This window comes from Streptomyces sp. JHA26, assembly GCF_002005565.1.
GTDB lineage: Bacteria > Actinomycetota > Actinomycetes > Streptomycetales > Streptomycetaceae > Streptomyces.
Window position 1 is genome coordinate 25,593 of record NZ_BDJC01000056.1, and the last position, 17,213, is coordinate 42,805.

The 17,213-nt window shown below is 74.0% G+C and carries 15 protein-coding genes; 5 read left to right on the forward strand and 10 right to left on the reverse strand.

Translation table 11 applies throughout. The annotated features are described in order from the left end of the window. Positions 1-296: 296 nt before the first annotated feature. From JHAT_RS27250 to JHAT_RS27265, 4 genes are read right to left on the reverse strand one after another with little or no spacing between them, the layout of a single operon-like run. Complete coding sequence (locus JHAT_RS27250) at positions 297-1,427, reverse strand: XdhC/CoxI family protein (protein WP_077800925.1); 1,131 nt, start codon at positions 1,425-1,427, stop codon at positions 297-299. Next, complete coding sequence (locus JHAT_RS27255) at positions 1,420-3,567, reverse strand: xanthine dehydrogenase family protein molybdopterin-binding subunit (RefSeq protein WP_077800926.1); 2,148 nt, start codon at positions 3,565-3,567, stop codon at positions 1,420-1,422. Before JHAT_RS27255 ends, JHAT_RS27250 begins: the two co-directional genes overlap by 8 nt. Further along, entirely contained in the window at positions 3,564-4,556 is a 993-nt protein-coding gene (locus tag JHAT_RS27260; protein WP_077800927.1) for a xanthine dehydrogenase family protein subunit M, read from the reverse strand. The genes JHAT_RS27255 and JHAT_RS27260 overlap by 4 nt, the downstream gene beginning before the upstream one ends. Continuing rightward, a complete protein-coding gene (locus JHAT_RS27265; protein WP_077800928.1) occupies positions 4,553-5,131 on the reverse strand; it encodes a (2Fe-2S)-binding protein in 579 nt (192 codons plus the stop codon). The genes JHAT_RS27260 and JHAT_RS27265 overlap by 4 nt, the downstream gene beginning before the upstream one ends. Before the next feature lie 209 nt (positions 5,132-5,340). Between JHAT_RS27265 and JHAT_RS27270 the strand changes: the two genes are divergently transcribed. After that, positions 5,341-5,931, forward strand: a complete 591-nt coding sequence (locus JHAT_RS27270; protein ID WP_077800929.1) for a TetR/AcrR family transcriptional regulator — start codon at positions 5,341-5,343, stop codon at positions 5,929-5,931. On the opposite strand, the gene JHAT_RS27275 is transcribed toward JHAT_RS27270, so the two are convergent. Then, positions 5,894-6,673: a response regulator gene (locus tag JHAT_RS27275; protein WP_077800930.1), complete on the reverse strand. Its 780-nt coding sequence runs from the start codon at positions 6,671-6,673 to the stop codon at positions 5,894-5,896. The two genes, JHAT_RS27270 and JHAT_RS27275, sit on opposite strands and share 38 nt — an antisense overlap. After that, complete coding sequence (locus JHAT_RS27280; protein WP_077800931.1) at positions 6,670-8,331, reverse strand: ATP-binding protein; 1,662 nt, start codon at positions 8,329-8,331, stop codon at positions 6,670-6,672. The genes JHAT_RS27275 and JHAT_RS27280 overlap by 4 nt, the downstream gene beginning before the upstream one ends. A gap of 303 nt (positions 8,332-8,634) precedes the next feature. Between JHAT_RS27280 and JHAT_RS27285 the strand changes: the two genes are divergently transcribed. The 3 genes from JHAT_RS27285 to JHAT_RS27295 are packed head-to-tail and all read left to right on the forward strand — an operon-like array spanning position 8,635 to position 11,643. After that, complete coding sequence (locus tag JHAT_RS27285) at positions 8,635-9,621, forward strand: tripartite tricarboxylate transporter substrate binding protein (protein WP_171991075.1); 987 nt, start codon at positions 8,635-8,637, stop codon at positions 9,619-9,621. Then, positions 9,618-10,154, forward strand: coding sequence for a tripartite tricarboxylate transporter TctB family protein (locus JHAT_RS27290; protein ID WP_077800933.1), 537 nt, complete (start codon positions 9,618-9,620; stop codon positions 10,152-10,154). Before JHAT_RS27285 ends, JHAT_RS27290 begins: the two co-directional genes overlap by 4 nt. Position 10,155: 1 nt before the next feature. After that, complete coding sequence (locus JHAT_RS27295) at positions 10,156-11,643, forward strand: tripartite tricarboxylate transporter permease (protein ID WP_077800934.1); 1,488 nt, start codon at positions 10,156-10,158, stop codon at positions 11,641-11,643. Between the two features lie 90 nt (positions 11,644-11,733). Here JHAT_RS27295 and JHAT_RS27300 read toward each other — a convergent pair whose 3' ends face one another. Further along, positions 11,734-12,942, reverse strand: coding sequence for an MFS transporter (locus tag JHAT_RS27300; RefSeq protein ID WP_077800935.1), 1,209 nt, complete (start codon positions 12,940-12,942; stop codon positions 11,734-11,736). 77 nt (positions 12,943-13,019) lie between these two features. On the opposite strand from JHAT_RS27300, the gene JHAT_RS27305 reads away from it, so the two are divergent. Continuing rightward, positions 13,020-13,544 carry a MarR family winged helix-turn-helix transcriptional regulator gene (locus JHAT_RS27305; protein ID WP_077800936.1) on the forward strand — a complete coding sequence of 175 codons (525 nt, stop codon included), beginning with the start codon at positions 13,020-13,022 and terminating at the stop codon, positions 13,542-13,544. A gap of 112 nt (positions 13,545-13,656) precedes the next feature. On the opposite strand, the gene JHAT_RS34425 is transcribed toward JHAT_RS27305, so the two are convergent. From JHAT_RS34425 to JHAT_RS34765, 3 genes are all read right to left on the reverse strand, one after another. Then, positions 13,657-15,615: a hypothetical protein gene (locus JHAT_RS34425; RefSeq protein ID WP_077800937.1), complete on the reverse strand. Its 1,959-nt coding sequence runs from the start codon at positions 15,613-15,615 to the stop codon at positions 13,657-13,659. After that, complete coding sequence (locus JHAT_RS27315) at positions 15,612-16,772, reverse strand: VWA domain-containing protein (RefSeq protein WP_077800938.1); 1,161 nt, start codon at positions 16,770-16,772, stop codon at positions 15,612-15,614. The genes JHAT_RS34425 and JHAT_RS27315 overlap by 4 nt, the downstream gene beginning before the upstream one ends. After that, the coding region (locus JHAT_RS34765) for a DUF5682 family protein (protein ID WP_253195624.1) at positions 16,769-17,213 on the reverse strand (445 nt) is incomplete at its 5' end. The genes JHAT_RS27315 and JHAT_RS34765, both read right to left, overlap by 4 nt.

Consider the following 17,213-nt stretch of genomic DNA (forward strand, 5'->3'; position numbering starts at 1 on the left):
AGATCGGGCCGGACAGGTCCGGAACCGTCCGGTCCGCCGTGGGTGCCGCGGGAGGACGCGGTGATCGCCGACGGCGGGCGGAGCGCGGTCGTGGACCCGGAGGGCCGGATCGTGCGGCTGCGCCGGATGCGGGCGGTGCGGGGCCGGCCGCGCCTGCGCCCGGTGCTGGACGCGCGGCCGGGCTTCGGTACCGGCCTGATGGCGGACCCTCCGGGAGGACGGGGTGCGGACGGCGGAGGCCGGGGCGCTGCGGACACCGTCCCGGCCCCGGCGCCGGAACGCCGCCCTCGACCGCCTCAGGCGGCCGCCCCCGACAGGTCGCGGTGGATCGGCGTCGCCCCGCCGGTCAGCGGCAGGCCCGTACCGCCGCGCCGGGCGGCGACGATCTCCGCCGCGATGGACAGGGCCGTCTCCTCGGGCGTCCGGGCGCCGAGGTCCAGTCCGATGGGAGACCGCAGCCGGGCCAGCTCGCGGTCGCCCAGACCGGCGTCGCGCAGCCGTCGTTCCCGGTCCTCGTGGGTGCGCCGCGAGCCCATCGCGCCCACGTACGCGACCGGCATGCGCAGGGCCTGCGTCAGCAGCGGTACGTCGAACTTGGCGTCGTGGGTGAGCACGCACAGCACCGTGCGCCCGTCGGTGGGGGTGCTCCGCAGATAGCGGTGCGGCCAGTCGACGACGACCTCGTCGGCCTCCGGGAAGCGGGCCGGGGTGGCGAAGACGGGTCGGGCGTCGCACACGGTCACGTGGTGGCCGAGGAACTTGCCGGCGCGCACCAGCGCCGCGGCGAAGTCGACCGCGCCGAAGACGATCATGCGGGGCGGCGGCGTCCGGGACTCGACGAGCAGGGTGAGTCCGCCGGGGCAGTGCGAGCCGTCCTCCGACAGGGCGACCGTGCCGGTGCGTCCCGCCTCCAGCAGCGCCCGGGTCTCGGTCACCGCCGTGCGGTCCAGCTCGGGGTGGCCGCCGAGTCCGCCCTCGTGCGAGCCGTCGGCGCGGACGAGCAGCGCCCGTCCGAGGAACGCGGCCGGGCCCTGGACGACCCGGGCCAGGGCGGCGGGCTCGTCCCGGACGGCGGCCGACAGCGCCGCCCGGAACACCGCCCGCGACGGCGCGTGGGCGGTGACCGGTGTGACCATCACCTCGATGACCCCGCCGCAGGTCAGCCCGACCGCGAAGGCGTCCTCGTCGCTGTAGCCGAACCGTTCGCGCACCGTCTCCCCGTCGCGGAGGGCCGCGGTGCACAGGTCGTACACCGCGCCCTCCACACAGCCTCCGGAGACCGAACCGAGCGCCCGGCCCTCGCTGTCGACGGCGAGGGCGGCGCCGGGACCGCGCGGCGCGCTGCCGCCGACGGAGACGACGGTGGCGACGGCGAAGTCCCGTCCCTCCTCGATCCATCCGTGCAGCTCGTCGGCGATGTCAAGCATCCGCCGCTCCCCTGTCCACGGGTGCCGCTCCCGTCAGCACGCGGTCGGGCCGGATCGGCAGGTGCCGGTGGCGGACGCCCGTCGCGTGCCAGACGGCGTTGGCGACGGCCGCGGCGGCGCCCACGATGCCGATCTCGCCGACGCCCTTGATGCCGACCGGGTCGTCGGGGTCGGGGTCGTCCACCCAGTCCGCCTCGATGTCCGCGACGTCGGCGTGCGTGGCGACGTGGTAGCCGGCGAGGTCGGGGCCGTAGAGGCCGCCGGTGGTCCGGTCCCGGACCGCTTCCTCGTGCAGGGCCATGGAGAGACCCCAGACCATGCCGCCGACGAGCTGGTTGCGGGCGGTGAGCGGGTTGACGATCCGGCCCGCGGCGAAGATGCCGAGCATGCGGCGCACCCGCACCTCGCCGGTGGTGGTGTCCACGGCGACCTCGGCGAACTGCGCCCCGAAGGAGTGCCGCTCCTTCTGCGCGAGGGCGCCGAGGGCGGCGGTGGTGTCGGAGCGCACGCTGATGCCCTCGGGCGGGATGTCGGTGCCCAGGGCGAGCCGCTCGCGCAGTTCCGCGACGGCGGCCGTGATCGCCCAGGCCCAGGAGCGGGTGCCCATGGAGCCGCCGGCGATCATCGCCGGCCCGAAGTCGCTGTCCCCGATGCGGACGCGGACCCTGTCCGGCGTGACCTCCAGCGCGTCGGCGGCGATCAGGGTGAGGGCGGTGCGGGCGCCGGTGCCGATGTCGGCGGCGGCGATCCGCACGGTGAAGGTGCCGTCGGCCTCCGCGGTCACCAGGGCCGTGGAGGGCCCGGCGCCGGCGGGGAAGGATGCGGCGGCCGTACCGGTGCCCAGCAGCCAGCGCCCGTCACGGCGCACGCCGGGACGCAGGTCGCGGTCGGCCCAGCCGAACCTGCGGGCGCCCTCGCGGAAGCAGGCGGCGAGGTTGCGGCTGCTGAACGGGTGCCCGGAGACCGGGCCCACCTCGGGCTCGTTGCGCAGGCGCAGCTCGATCGGGTCGACGCCGCAGCGCTCGGCCAGCTCGTCGAGCGCCGACTCGATCGCGAACGACCCCGGTGCCTCGCCCGGCGCCCGCATGTAGGTGGGGGACGGCACGTCGAGGCGTGCGACGTGGTTGGCGGTGCGGTGGGCGTCGGCGTCGTACATCACGCGGGCCACGCCGGCGCCGGGCTCGACGAACTCGTACACCGTGGACGTCTGGTTCAGCGAGCGGTGCTCCAGGGCGCGGAGCCGGCCGTCGGGGTCGGCGCCGAGCCTGACGCGCTGGGCGGTGGGGCTGCGGTACCCGGCCAGCGAGAACATCTGGCGCCGGGTCATGACGACGCGTACCGGGCGCTGGAGGACGGTCGCGGCCATCACGGCGGACACCTGGTGGGCGCGCAGGCCCTTGCTGCCGAAGCCGCCGCCGATGTGCTCGGAGCGCACGCGCACCGCGGACTCGTCGAGGGAGAACATCTTCGCGAGTTCGCTCTGCACCCAGGTGGTGCCCTGGTTGGAGTCGACGACCTCGAGCCGTCCGCCGTCCCAGAGCGCGGTCGCCGCGTGCGGCTCCATCATGCTGTGGTGCTCTTCGGGGGTGGTGTACTCGGCGTCCAGGACGACGGCGGACGCGGCGAGGGCGGACTCCAGGTCGCCCTTCTCCGTCTCCGCCGGCATGTGCCCGCCCGCGGGGTGGGCGTCGGGGTGGTCGGCGCGCAGGACGGTGTCGTGCGGCTCCTCGTCGTAGGTCACGGCGAGGGCCTCGGCGGCCTCCCTGGCCTGCTCGGGCGTCTCGGCGACGACGAGGGCGACGGGCCATCCGGCGTGCGGCACCCGGTCGTGCTGGAAGACGGCCGCGGTCGGGTCCGGAATGCCCAGTATGCCGACGTATCCGGCGTCGAGGCGCGGGGCGTTGCCGTGGTGCAGGACGGCCAGCACGCCCGGCATGGCGAGGACGGCGTCCGCGTCGAGGGAGCGGATGCGGCCACGTGTGACGGTGGACAGCACCAGCCAGCCGTGGGCGAGGTCGGCGAAGGGGATCTCACCGGCGTAGCGGGCCGCTCCGGTGACCTTGTCGCGGCCCTCCACACGGGTGTGCGCGGTGCCGACGGCGCCCTTCACCGGTGTGCGGCCGGTCGTGGCGGTGGTCATCGGGTGGCCTCCTCGGCGAGTTCGGTGAGCACGGCGACCACGAGGTTGCGCATGAGGGTCACCTTGTACGCGTTGTCGGGCAGGGGCCTGGCCGCCGCCAGTTCGGCGTCCGCGGCGGCGGCGAAGGTGTCGCCGTCGGCGGGTGCGCCGGTCAGCACGGCCTCGGCCGTGCGGGCCCGCCAGGGGCGGGAGGCGACGGCGCCGAGGGCGAGCCGGGCCTCGCGGACGACGCCGTCCTCGACGTCGAGCGCGGCGGCGACCGAGCCGATGGCGAAGGCGTACGAGGCACGCTCGCGCACCTTGCGGTAGCGGGAGCGGGCGGCGACGGGCGCGGGCGGCAGGGTGACGCCGGTGATCAGCGCGCCGGGCGGCAGGGCGGTCTCGCGGTGCGGGGTGTCGCCGACGGGGAGGTAGAAGTCGGCGAGCGGCAGCTCTCCCGGTCCGTCGGCGGTTTCGTAGGTGACGACCGCGTCGAAGGCGGTGAGGGCGACGCCCATGTCCGAGGGGTGGACGGCCACGCAGTGGTCGGAGGCGCCCAGCACGGCGTGGTTGTGGTGCTCGCCGGTGATCGCGGGGCAACCGCTGCCGGGGACCCGCTTGTTGCACAGCTTGCTCACGTCGGTGAAGTAGCCGCAGCGGGTGCGCTGGAGCAGGTTGCCGCCGACGGTGGCCATGTTGCGCAGCTGTCCGGAGGCGCCGGCCAGGACGGCCTGGGTCAACGCCGGGTAGCGGCGGCGGACCTCGGGGTGCGCGGCGAGGTCGCTGTTGGTGACGGTGGCGCCGATGCGCAGGCCGCCGTCACCGGTCGGTTCGATGCCGTCCAGCGGGAGTTCGCGGACGTCGACGAGCAGGGCGGGCCGTTCGACGCCGGTCTTCATCAGGTCGACGAGGTTGGTGCCGCCGCCGAGGAACCGGGCGTCCGGATCGGCAGCGAGCAACGCCACGGCTCCGGGGACGTCGTCGGCGCGCTGGTAGCCGAATTCCCTCATGCGGCGGCCTCCTCGGCGTTCTCGGCCGCGGTCTTCCCGTGGGCCTCGGCGGCGCGTGCGACGGCCTGGACGATCGAGACGTAGGCGCCGCAGCGGCACAGGTTGCCGCTCATCCGCTCGCGGATCTCCTCGGGCGTCAGGGGCGGCGGGCCGGCCTCGGGCCGCACGTCGTCGGTGACGGCGCTCGGCCAGCCGGCGGCGTGCTCCTCGATGACGGCGACGGCCGAGCAGATCTGGCCGGGCGTGCAGTAGCCGCACTGGTAGCCGTCGAGGTCGAGGAAGGCCTGCTGCACCGGGTGCAGCCGGTCGCCCTCGGCCATGCCCTCGATGGTGGTGATCTCGCGGCCCTCGGCCGCGACGGCGAGGTTGAGGCAGGAGACGGCGCGACGCCCGTCGACCAGGACGGTGCAGGCGCCGCACTGCCCCTGGTCGCAGCCCTTCTTGGTACCGGTCAGGTCGAGGCGCTCGCGCAGGGCGTCGAGCAGGGTGGTGCGGTGGTCGACGGTCAGCTGGTGCTTCTCGCCGTTGATGTTCAGGGTGATGGCACTGGACGTCGACGAGGGCGCTGGGGCCATAATCAGCCTTCTTTGGTGTCTGGTGACAAGGAAAACGGGCTGTAGGCGTGGGTTCATCGCTGGGCGGAGGCCGCCGGCCGGTCCCGCGGGGCCGCGTCCGCCGCTAAAGTGGGCCAGTAAACGGACAACTGTCCGCTCACTGGAAACGTAACGGACAGCTGTCCGCTTAGCAAGAACGGGATTCGGCCACGGACCCGGGAGGAGGACGGGTGCCGCAGGCGAAGAGGGACAAGCCGGATACCCCCCTGCGCTCGGACGCCCAGCGCAACCGCGAGCGGATCCTGCGCGTGGCCACGGAGGAACTGACGCGCTGCGCGGACGCGCCGTTGAGCGCCATCGCCAGGAAGGCGGGCGTCGGGCAGGGCACCTTCTACCGCAACTTCCCCAACCGCGAGGCGCTCGTCCTGGAGGTCTACCGCTACGAGATGCAGCAGGTGGCCGATGCCGCGCCCGAGCTGCTGGCCACCCGCGAGCCCGAACGGGCCCTGCGCGAGTGGATGGACCGCCTCGCCGGGTTCGCCATGACCAAGGCCGGCCTGGCGGACGCGATCCGGCTGGTCACCAGCGCGCCCGGAAGCCCGCAGAAGCCGCACCCCACCCCCGTCATGGACGCGGCCGGCCTCCTGCTCCGCGCCAACGAGGAGGCCGGCACCATCCGGCCCGGCATCTCCGCGGACGACTTCTTCCTCGTCATCGGCGGTCTGTGGCTGATCGATCCCGGCGAGGACTGGCAGCCGCGGGCCACCCGGTTCCTGGACTTCGTCATGGACGGGCTGCGCGCGGGAGCGCCACGCCGGTGACCGCGCCCCGGAAGCGGTAGCGGCGCTCGGGGCGGCCGGCGACGCCGTAGCGCAGCGAGACGTCCGCGCTGCCGACGGTGTGGAAGTACTCCAGGTAGCGGCGGGCGCTGACCCGGGAGATGCCGGTCAGCGCCGCGCACTCGCTGGCGGACAGCGTGCCGTCGGCCTCGCGGAGAGCGCGTTCGACCAGTTCGGCGGTCTCCGCGCTCATGCCCTTGGGCAGTGCCGGGACCGCGGCGGCCGGTGCCGCCGCCCCGGCCAGTACGCGGTCGACGTCGGCCTGGCTGCGCACGACGGTACCGAGCAGCCGGCCCCGCCGGCCGGCGTAGCGCTCCAGCCGGACCCGCAGGTCCTCGAAGTCGAACGGCTTGAGCAGGTAGTCGACGACGCCGTGGCGGACGGCGCCGCGCACCGTGTCCGCCTCCCGGGCCGCGCTGATGACCATGACGTCGCAGTCGTGGCCGGCGGCGCGCAGCCGGGGGATGACGTCCAGGCCGAAGAGGTCGGGCAGGTACAGGTCGAGCAGGACGAGGTCGGGGCGGAGTTCGTCGACGGCGGCGAGGGCCTGCTCGCCGGTGCCGGCGACTCCGACGACCCGGAAGTGCTCGACGCGTTCGACGAAGGCGCGGTGGACCCGGGCCACCATGAAGTCGTCGTCGACGACGAGCACCCCGATCGCGTCGGTGGCGGCTCTCGCGCCGGTCGTGGCCCCCGCTCCGCCGGTGCCGCTCGTCCCCTTCATGGTGCTGCTCCTTCCGCCACCGCGTCGGTGAGGTGGCTGACCGTCATGCGTGCCGTGAACACGGCCCCTTCGGAGGTGTTGGCCGCCGAGATCTCGCCGCCGTGACGTTCGCAGACGAGCCGGGTCAGCGCCAGGCCGATGCCGCGTTCGCCCTGCCGGGCGGCCTTGGTGGTGAAGCCGTGCGAGAAGACCTCGCGGGCCAGTGCGGGCGCCACGCCGGGCCCCGAGTCGCGGACCACGATCTCCACGCCGGTGGCGTCCTGCCTGAGCTCGACCTCGACCCAGGCGGCGTCGTCGCCGTGCGACGCGGCGGCGTCCACCGCGTTGTCGACGAGGTTGCCGACCACGGTCGCCACGTCGGCGGCGTCCTCGGGGGCGAGCCGGCCCAGGGCGGTGCGCTCGGAGACGCGCAGGGCGACCTTCCGCTCGGCCGCCAGGGAGGACTTCGCCGTCAGCAGTGCGGCGACGGCGGTGTCGCGGACCCGGCGGCTGAGGGTGACGTCGAGGGACTGGCGGCGCTGGTTGAGCGCCCGGATGTAGCGCACCACCTCGTCCTGCTCGCCTATCTGGATCAGCCCGGAGATGGTGTGCAGCTGGTTGGCGAACTCGTGGGCCTGGGCGCGCAGCAGCTCGGAGGTGCTGCGGAAGGCACCGATCTCCCGTTCCAGCCGGGCCAGTTCGGTGCGGTCGCGCAGGGTGGTGACCGAGCCGAGCGGGCGGCCGTCCTTGGTGACGGTCATGCGGTTCATCACCAGGACCCGGCCGTGGCGGACGACGACCTCGTCACGCCGCCCGCCCGGCTCCGACCGGCCGTCCGCGTCCGCCGTGGCACCGGTCAGGACGTCCAGCAGGCGCCCGTCGACGCCCAGGCCGTCCAGGCTCTGGCCCACGCAGTCCCCGGGCAGGTCGAGCAGGCGCCGGCCCATCTCGTTGACCAGGGTGAGCCGGTGCTGCGGATCGAGGGCGACCACGCCCTCGGCGATGCCGTAGAGCATCGCCTCCCGGTGTTCGGCGAGCCCGGCGATCTCGCGGGGCTCCAGGCCGAGGGTCTGCCGTTTGACGCGCCGGGCGAGCAGCCACGAACCGGCCACCCCGAGGCCGCTGGCGGCGCCGAGGTAGGCCAGGAGGTAGGAGGAGGCGCCGCCGAGCCGCTGCCACACCGTGGGGTCGGCCTCGCCGACCATCACCGTGCCGAGGTGCCGGCCGAGGGTTTCCGGGGTGTCGCCGAGCACCGGCACCTGCGCGACGAGCTCCCGGCTGCCGCCCAGCGTCAGCGCCCCCGACCAGCCGCGTCCCTCGACGGCGTCGTCGGCGAGCGGCAGCCGGGCGCCGACCACCGTCGGGTCGGTGGAGCTGACGATGCGGCCGCCGGCGTCGGCCACCGTGACCGACGTGACCCCGGACTGGGTCTGTGTGGAGTTCACCAGCGGGGCGAGGGCCTCCTGCGGCACGGGGCGCAGCAACTGGCTGCGGACCAGCGGGGTGGCGGCCAGTTGTTCGGCCAGGGCGGTGACGCGACGGCCCTCGACCCGGTTGAACGTGGCCTTCGACTGGGCGAGCGAGACGGCGGCCACCGCGAGCAGCACCACCACGACGATGGCGAGCTGGAGGACCAGCATCTCGCCCGCGAGGGTGTGACGGCGGAAGGTGGGGGCCACGGCGTACTCGATCTCGGCTGGCGGGGTCGGGGGGCGTCGGGAGGGCGTCCGGGGGCGGGGGTGTCGGGTCGCCATCATGGCGCCCACCTGCGGTGAAGGAAAGGGATGTGCTGTCTTCGCAACGAACCGGCGATGTGCCGGTGACGCGGACCGCGGCCGCGTCCCGGCGACCGCAAAGACCACAACCTCCCTTGGTTCCGCAAGGAAGACACATCGCCGGACCACGGGCACCATGTGGCCCACGTCACCCTCCCCCACAGGGCTCCCCGTACCGATCTACCCAACCGACAGGTGGTGGCATTCGTGCGCCTGCGCACCCCCCTTGCTCTGCTCGGGGCCGCCGTGCTCGTCCTCGCCGGTCCCCCGCTGCTCTCGACGGGCAGCGAGTCCGGGACCGGCACGCAGATCCCCGGCCTGCGCTTCATGGTCCCCAACACCCCGGGCGGCGGCTACGACATCACCGCCCGCACGGCCGCGAAGAACGCCGAGGACGCCGGACTCACGCACAACATCGAGGTGTTCAACCTGCCGGGCGCGGGCGGCACCGTGGGCCTGAGCCGGCTGGTGAGCGAGCACGGCAACGGCAAGCTCGCCATGTCCATGGGCCTCGGCGTCGTGGGCGCCGCCCGTTCCAACCACGCGCCCAAGACCCTCGCCGACACCACGCCGATCGCGCGGCTCACCGAGGAGCAGGACGTCGTCGTGGTCGCCAAGGACTCCCCGTACCGGACGATCGACGAGCTGATCGGCGCCTGGAAGAAGGACCCGGGCAAGATCCCCGTCGGTGGTGGCTCGTCCCCGGGCGGACCCGACCACCTCGCGCCGATGCTGATGGCGCAGGCCGCCGGGATCTCCCCCAGGTCGGTCAACTACATCCCCTTCGACGGGGGCGGCGAGCTGCTCGCGTCGATCCTCGGCAACAAGGTCGGTTTCGGGGTCTCCGGCGTCGGCGAGTACCTCGACCAGATCAAGGCGGGCGAGCTGAGGGTGCTCGCGGTGACGGGCCCCGAGCGTGTGGACGACCTCCAGGACGCCCCGACGCTGAAGGAGTCCGGCTACGACGTGGACTTCACCAACTGGCGCGGCATCGTGGCCCCGCCCGGCCTGACCGACGCGGAGCGCGGCAAGCTGACCCGCCTGGTCGAGGAACTGCACGACTCCCCCGAGTGGAAGAAGTCCCTGCAGCAGAACGGCTGGGACGACGCCTTCCTGACGGGCGAGGAGTTCGGCGCGTTCCTGGACGCCCAGGACAAGCGCGTGGTGTCGGTGCTGAAGGAGCTGGGACTGTGACGACGCGGACCGAAACGGCCACCGAGCCGGCCGCCGAGCGGCGTTCGTGGCTGCGCGACCACTCCGAACTGGGCGTGTGCGTCCTGCTGCTGGCGCTCGGCGTCCTGGTCCTGACGGACGCCCTGACCATGGACGTCGACATCGCGCAGCGGGGTCCCGTCGGCCCGAGGACGGTCCCGGTCGTCGTCGGCGCGGGCCTGCTGGTGATCGCCGCGCTGCTCGCCGTGGACGTCCTGCGCGGCGGCCGTGGCGAGGCGGAGGGCGGCGAGGACGTCGACCTGTCCGAACCGGCCGACTGGCGCACGGTGCTGCTGCTCGCCGGGATCTTCCTCGGCGCGGCCGTGCTGATCGAGCCGGCCGGCTTCCCCGCCGCGGGCGCGCTGCTGTTCTGGGGTGCCGCCTTCGCGCTCGGCAGCCGGCGCGTCGACCGCGATCCGCTGATCGCCGCGGTGCTGTCCCTGGTCACCTACGTCGTCTTCGACAAGCTGCTCGGAGTGCCGCTGCCCGGTGGTCCGCTGATGGGAGTGCTGTGACATGAACGCCCTGAACTCCCTCCTGGACGGCTTCGGCACGGCCCTCACCCCGGTCAACCTCCTGTGGGCCGCCCTCGGCGTCCTGCTCGGCACGGCCATCGGCGTGCTGCCCGGCATCGGCCCCGCGATGGCCGTGGCACTGCTGCTGCCGGTGACGTACGGCCTCGACCCGGTCGCCGCGTTCATCATGTTCGCGGGCATCTACTACGGTGCGATGTTCGGCGGTTCGACGACCTCCATCCTGCTCAACACCCCCGGCGAGAGCGCCGCGGTGGTCGCGGCCATGGAGGGCAACCCCATGGCCAAGGCGGGGCGGGGCGCCCAGGCGCTGGCCGCGGCCGCCATCGGTCACTTCGCGGGCGGCATGATCGGCACGACCCTGCTGGTGGCGCTGGCGCCGACGGTGGCCGACCTGGCGGTGGACATCGGCGCGCCGGACTACTTCGCCATCATGGTGCTGGCGTTCATCGCGGTGACCTCGGTGCTGGGCTCGTCCCGGATCAGGGGCCTGGCGTCCCTGCTGATCGGCCTGACGATCGGTCTGGTGGGCCTGGACCAGATGACCGGCCAGCAGCGGCTGACCTTCGGTTCGCTGCAACTCGCCGACGGCGTCGACGTGGTGATCGTGGCGGTCGGTCTCTTCGCGATCGGCGAGGCGCTGTGGGTGGCGGCGCACCTGCGGCGCGGGGCGGCCGAACCCATCCCGGTGGGACGCCCCTGGCTCGGCCGCGCCGACGTGAAGCGGACCTGGAAGTCCTGGCTGCGCGGCCCGTTCATCGGCTTCCCGTTCGGCGCGATCCCGGCGGGCGGCGCGGAGATCCCCACGTTCCTGTCGTACGTGACGGAGAAGCGCCTGTCCAAGCACAAGGACGAGTGGGGCAAGGGCGCCATCGAGGGCGTGGCCGGCCCCGAGTCGGCGGCGTCGGCCTCGGCGGCGGGCACGCTGGTGTCCATGTTGACCCTGGGGCTGCCGACCACGGCCGTCGCCGCGGTCATGCTGGCCGCCTTCCAGCAGTACGGCATCCAGCCCGGCCCGCTGCTCTTCGAGCGCGAACCCGAGCTGGTGTGGGGCCTGATCGCCTCCCTCTTCGTCGGCATGGTGCTGCTGCTCGCCCTCAACCTGCCGCTGGCACCGGTGTGGGCCAAGCTGCTGCGCATCCCGCGGCCCTACCTCTACGCGGGGATCATGTTCTTCGCGGCGGTCGGCGCGTACGCCGTCGGCGGCGAGGTCGTCGACCTGGTGATCCTGCTGGTCATCGGCCTGGTCGGGTTCGGCATGCGGCGCTACGGCCTGCCGGTCCTGCCCGCCGTGATCGGCGTCATCCTCGGCCCCAACGCCGAGCAGCAGCTGCGCCGCGCCCTGCAGATCAGCGACGGCAGCGTCACGGGCCTGGTGAACACACCGTTCGCGGTGACGGTGTACGGGGTGATCGTGCTGCTGCTGGCGTGGCCGTTGCTGGCGGGAGTGGTGCGACGCGCCCGCGCGTGAGGCACGGCCCGGCCGCACCGCCCCCGGAGCCCCGACGAGGCCCCGGGGGCGGTGCGTTCCGGCCGCGACCGGGACCCGTCGTGCCGGGTCTCAGTCCACCCGCTCCAGGTCGCGCACGCCCCGGGCGGCCAACGCGACGAGCGACACCCCGGAGATCACCGCGGCGACGACGAGCAGCCACGTCCCGAAGCCGACGGCGGTGGCGACCGGACCGGTGAGGGCGAGGCCGACGGGGCGGGCCACGAAGGAGCCGACCGTGTCGAAGGCGTAGACCCGGGCGAGTTTGTCCTCCGGCACGTGGCTCTGGATGGACTGCTCCCAGTACACGTCGAACATCTGCAGGCCGAGGCCGTGCAGGAAGGCGCCGAGCAGGACGGGCCACAGCGTGTCGGTCAGCGCCATGGCGAGCGGGAAGAAGCCCGTGAACGCGAGCAGGACCACACCGACCGCCAGCGGCCGTCGCGGCCGGATCCGGAGGCAGAGCAGGCCGCCGGTCACGAACCCGGCCATCAGGACCGACAGGGCGAGCCCCCAGGCCGACCGGCCGATCCCCTGGCCCACGACGACGGGGCCGAGAACCGCCTGCGCCCCGCCGTAGAAGAGGTGGTAGAGGAGGGCCTGGAGGATGAGCAGCCAGAGCCAGCTGTGCCGCATCACCTCCCGCAGGCCGTCCTTGAGATCCGCGAGGGCCGACGCCGCCCGGGGCGTGCGCACGTGCGGGACGCGGAGACGGGCGAAGGCCGCCGCGGCGAAGGCGAAGGTGCAGGCGTCGGCCACGACCGCCCACCCCGGGCCCACGGCGGCGACCAGCACCCCCGCCACGGCGTATCCGACGGTCGAGGCACCGGTCTGGAGCAGCGTGCGCAGCGCGACCGCGTCGCCCAGTTCGTCCTGCGGTACGACCAGCCGGGTCATCGCCATGGCGGAGGGGCGCCCCAGCGCCGAGACCACGCCGCCGAGCCCGCCCAGGACCGCGATCAGCCAGATGGTGGCGACGCCCAGCAGCAGCGCGCCGGCCACCCCTCCCATGACCAGGGCGCTGACGACCGACGCCCCGGTCATCATCAGCCGCCGCGAGACCCGGTCGCCCAGCACGCCGCCGGCGAGCGTGGTGACGACCTGGCACGCGGCGAACGCGGCCTCCACCAGGCCGAGCTGGACGACCGATCCCCCCAGATCGAGAACGGCGAACGCCAGGGCCACCGGTGTGATGGCGTTGCCGAGCGCGTTGACCGCGGTTCCGGCCACCAGGTACCGGAAGCCGTGGTGGCGCAGGACTCGATGACTTCGTCGCTTCACGGCGAGGAAGGTATTTCGGCACCGAAATGTTCGTCAACTAATTATCAGGCGCCGAAACACACGGTTAGGATCGCCGCATGGAGGCACCTCACCCCGACCGGCCGCACGACTGGGCGGACCGCCACGTCGACCGCTGGCGGGACCATTGGATCGGCATCGAGTTCGACGACGAGGTGGAGGCGATCACGGTCCGGCTGGACCGGATCCGGCGCCACCTCAAGCAGAGCACGCGCCACGCCGTCGAGGGGGCCGGACTGCAGATCCACGAGTACGAGACCCTGCACCACCTGATGATCCGGGACACCCCGGGCCGGACGACCCCCTCCGCACTCGCCGCCGATCTCGGCGTGAGCGCCGCCGGGATGACCGGTCGGCTCGACGCGCTGGAGCGGTCCGGCTGGGTCCGCCGGGCACCGGCCACGGGCGACCGGCGTCGCGTCGACGTCGAGGTGACCGAGGCCGGCCTCGCCGTCTGGAAACAGGCGATGGCGCTCCGCGGCAAGGCCGAGGACGAGCTGTTCGGCGCCCTCACGGCCCGCGACCGCTCCCGCCTCGCCGCACTGCTCAAGCAGCTGACCCTCCACATCGAGGCCGCCGACTGACCATCCCGGCCCCCGTCCGGCCCGGCCTGTCCCACCGAACCGAGGGCTGATCGAGGACGACGTGCACAGGATGCCGGGGCTCGACGTGAACGCACCGGACCGTCACGTCCGGTCACGGCGATGCGTACGGGCCGGTCCGGTGGAGCTCCAGGGTCGTGGCGAGGCGGATGACGGCGGTGTGCCAGTGAGAAGCGGCGGGGGCCGGGCCGTGGGCGCGGAGGGTGGTGGTCACGGCGGAGACCTTGTCCGCGGTGGTGTGGAAGCCGGTGCGGTGCAGGAGGGCGGCTGCCGATTCGAGGATGTCGTGATCGGTGGCGGTCAGGTTCTTCAGACCGTGGTGGGCGGCCTCGGCGAGGGCTGCGAGGGCCTGTTCCAAGGCGGTGGTGAGGGGGTCGTCCGGGAGGTGCGGGGCGACGGGGAGGGCGGTGTCGCCGTCGCCGGGGGCGAGGTCGGGGACGAGGACGCCGCGGGAGGTGCGGACGGCGAGCGGGGCGAGGAGGACCCTGCCCCGGTCATGGCGGAGGGAACCGCTGACCCGGTCGGCGGTGCCGGAGGCGAGGGCGTCGGCCAGGGCGTCCAGGGTGCCGGGGCAGTGGGGGTTGTGCGCGGTGCTCAGCAGGACCTCGTTGCCGGCCGGGTCGTGAAGGACGGCTTCGAGGCGCTGTGCGGCCGGGTCGTACCGCACGGGTCCGGCCTCCGCGACGGCGAGGACGCGCATGGACTCGGCCTCCACCCGAGGGCGGACGAGGCGGGGAGGGAGGGCACCGGGGGCGGGGAACTGTGCGGCGAGGTCCGTGACCAGCAGCCCGGGCGGCAGGTCGTCCCAGGCGGCGCCGACGGGGGTGACGGACGTGGTGGCGACCCGGCCGCGGGAGATCTCCACGGCGCGGCCGGCCGTGCGGGAAGTGGCCTCGCTGACCACGTTGGCGGCGGCAAGGGTGCGCAGGTTCGTACCGAGGATCCTGCGGGAGCCGAGGTCGTGGCCGGTGGGCGCCTGACCGTCGGGCAGCTCCCAGCGTCTGTGCAGAACGAGGACGACACCGGCATCGGGGTGGGCGAAGAAGACGTGGGCGGTGCGGTCGCGGGCGGAGCCGTCGACGTGGCAGCCGAGGGCGACGAGGCGGACTCGGCGCAAGGCCGTGCGGGCCGTCTCGGCAGTGCCGAGGACGGCTGCGGGGTCGGTGGGGGCGGCGCGGTGGCGGGCGTGGAGTTCGGCGAGGAGCAGGGCGTGGGTCTCGCGGTCGTGGCGGGCGCCGCGGACGGCGTGCTCGGCGAGCTGGTGGCGTATCCCCTCGAGGGCCGCGGCGGGCCAGTGGCGGCCGGCGGCCGTGAGGGCGGCGCCGGCACGGCGGAGGGTTCCGTCCAGGACGGGGCCGGCCTGGGGGACGCCTTCGACGAGGAGTTCGTCGACGAGGTCCATGGCCGCGCGGTGGGCGCTGTCACCGTTGTCCGGGATTGTTTCCTTTCCTCCGACAGTGACTCGGTCGCCGCCCTCGGTGTCGGCTGCCCGGAAGGCCCAGACGGCGAGGACGACCGTCGTGCCGCGCAGCGGCTCGGCGGCGTCGGTGACGGCGAAGCCGGGGCGGTGGGGCACGGGGAAGCGGACGGTGCAGGCGGGGAGTTCGACGGCGGGAACGGGGTCGGCGGGGGTGGGGCGGTGGAGGACGGCCTGGTAGCCGCGGTCGCGGGTGCGACGGGCCGCGGTGAGGGCGGGACGGCCGAAGGCCTCGGCGAGGGCGGTGTCGTCGATGCTTCCGGGGGACCAGTCGGTGAAAGGCGGCGGGGTGTCCGATGCGGTCGCGGTGCGCTGGTAGGCGAGGACGAGGCCGATGCGGTGGCGGCAGACTCCGTGGGCCTCGCAGCTGCAGTGGGCGTCCTGCAGGGTGGCGCCGGGCGGCAGCCGGGTCTCGGTGCCGTCGGGAAAGCGGCCGTGCACGGTGTGGTCGCCGGTGACGTCCAGGTCGGGGCCTGCTCCGGCGTCGAGGTCCTTGGCGGCGCGTTTGACCAGGCCGCGGTTGGCGAGGGCGGCGAGGGTGTCGGGGGTGAGGGCGAGCAGGTCGGTGCGGGTCATGCCGATCGTCCTCCGTGGGCCATTCTCTCGGCGACGAACTCGGCCAGGTGGCCGGGGGTCATGGCGCCGATGTGCGCGCCGGCCTCGGCGAGGCGGCCGGCCAGGTCGCGGTCGTAGGAGGGGGCGGCCTCCTCGTCGAGGGCGGCGAGGCCGAGGACGGTGACGCCCTGTCCGGTCAGGTCGCGGACGGTGCGGGTCAGGCGGTGGGCGTCGCCGCCCTCGTAGAAGTCGGTGACCAGGGCGACGATCGTGCGGCGCGGGTTGTCGACGAGACCGGCGGAGTAGTCGACGGCGCGGGCGATGTCGGTGCCGCCGCCGAGCTGGACCTTCATCAGGAGTTCGACGGGGTCGGTGACGTCGGAGGTGAGGTCGACGACCTGCGTGTCGAAAGCGACCAGGTGGGTGCGCAGTCCGGGCAGGCCCCACAGGCAGGCGGCGGTGACGGCGGAGTGGATCACGGATCCGGCCATGGAGCCGGACTGGTCGACGAGGAGGATCAGCTGCCACTGCTCGATGTGGCGGCGGGTGCGGGAGTGGAAGTGCGGCCGCTCGATGAGGATGCGGCGGTCCTCGGGCCGGTAGTGGGCGAGGTTGGCGCGGATCGTGGCCCTGAAGTCGAAGTTCCGGGCGCGGGGGGTTCGGCTGGGGCGGCGGGAGCGGGCTCCGGTGAGGGCGTGTCGGATCTCCGGCCTCAGCCGCTCGGTCAGGTCGCGCACGACGGCTTCGACGATGCGCCGGGCGGCGGCCAGGATCCGCGGGTTCATCAGGTGTTTGGTGCGCAGCACGGCCCGCAGCAGGCTGGTGCTGGGTTCTACGCGCAGAAGAACGTCGGGGTCGGTGACGATCTCGTCGATGCCGTAGGTCTCCACGGCGTCGCGTTCGAGGCGTTCGACCGTCTCGCGGGGGAAGAGACGGTGGATGTCGTCGAGCCAGTCGACGACGGCGAGGGTGGAGGGGCCGTCGCCGTCCTCCCGGCCGTCGGCGGTGCCGCGGCGTTCACCACGGCGGGCGAGGTCGTCGTCTCGGCCGTAGAGCCACTGGAGGGCGGTGTCGCGGGCGGCGTCCGGGCCGTCGAGGCCGCCGGTGCGGCGTTCGGCGGGGGCGCCGAGGATCAGCCGCCAGCGTTCCAGTCCCGCGCGGGGGTCGTCGGGGGTCATCGGGGTGCTCCGAGGGCGTGCCGGTCGAGCAGGAGGTCGGTGTGTTCCTCGAGGGCCGCGGCACGGGCGAGGAGCAGCGGGTCGGCGGTGGTGCGCAGCAGGGTGCGGGCGGAGCCGTGCAGGTTCCGGCGGTCGAGGAGGAGTCGTGCGACGCGTTCGCGTTCCCGGGGCGGGAAGAAGGCGAAGGCCTGACGCAGGGCGGGCAGGGCGCGGAGGAAGACGTGGTCGGTCATGGTGGTGACGACGCCGTCCAGGGTGCCGAGCAGGGACTGTTCGCCCTTCGGGGCGGGCCGCAGGATCTCTTCGCGGGCGAGGGCGAGCAGGCCGGCCAGCCAGTCGCCGAGGACGGCGGGGTCGGCCGCGACGGCGAACGCCTCGGCCTCGGCGGCGGGGTCGGCCGGGGCTCCGAGGGCGCGGCGCAGGCCGAGGGCGGCGCCGCGC

Excerpts from the sequence above, each read along its gene's own strand:
- JHAT_RS27305 (WP_077800936.1), top strand. The coding sequence starts at position 13,020 with ATGGAGGCACCTCACCCCGACCGGCCGCACGACTGGGCGGACCGCCAC.
- JHAT_RS34425 (WP_077800937.1), bottom strand. The coding sequence starts at position 15,615 with ATGACCCGCACCGACCTGCTCGCCCTCACCCCCGACACCCTCGCCGCC.
- JHAT_RS27255 (WP_077800926.1), bottom strand. The coding sequence starts at position 3,567 with ATGACCACCGCCACGACCGGCCGCACACCGGTGAAGGGCGCCGTCGGC.
- JHAT_RS27265 (WP_077800928.1), bottom strand. The coding sequence starts at position 5,131 with ATGGCCCCAGCGCCCTCGTCGACGTCCAGTGCCATCACCCTGAACATC.
- JHAT_RS27260 (WP_077800927.1), bottom strand. The coding sequence starts at position 4,556 with ATGAGGGAATTCGGCTACCAGCGCGCCGACGACGTCCCCGGAGCCGTG.
- JHAT_RS27295 (WP_077800934.1), top strand. The coding sequence starts at position 10,156 with ATGAACGCCCTGAACTCCCTCCTGGACGGCTTCGGCACGGCCCTCACC.
- JHAT_RS27275 (WP_077800930.1), bottom strand. The coding sequence starts at position 6,673 with ATGAAGGGGACGAGCGGCACCGGCGGAGCGGGGGCCACGACCGGCGCG.
- JHAT_RS27250 (WP_077800925.1), bottom strand. The coding sequence starts at position 1,427 with ATGCTTGACATCGCCGACGAGCTGCACGGATGGATCGAGGAGGGACGG.
- JHAT_RS27315 (WP_077800938.1), bottom strand. The coding sequence starts at position 16,772 with ATGACCCCCGACGACCCCCGCGCGGGACTGGAACGCTGGCGGCTGATC.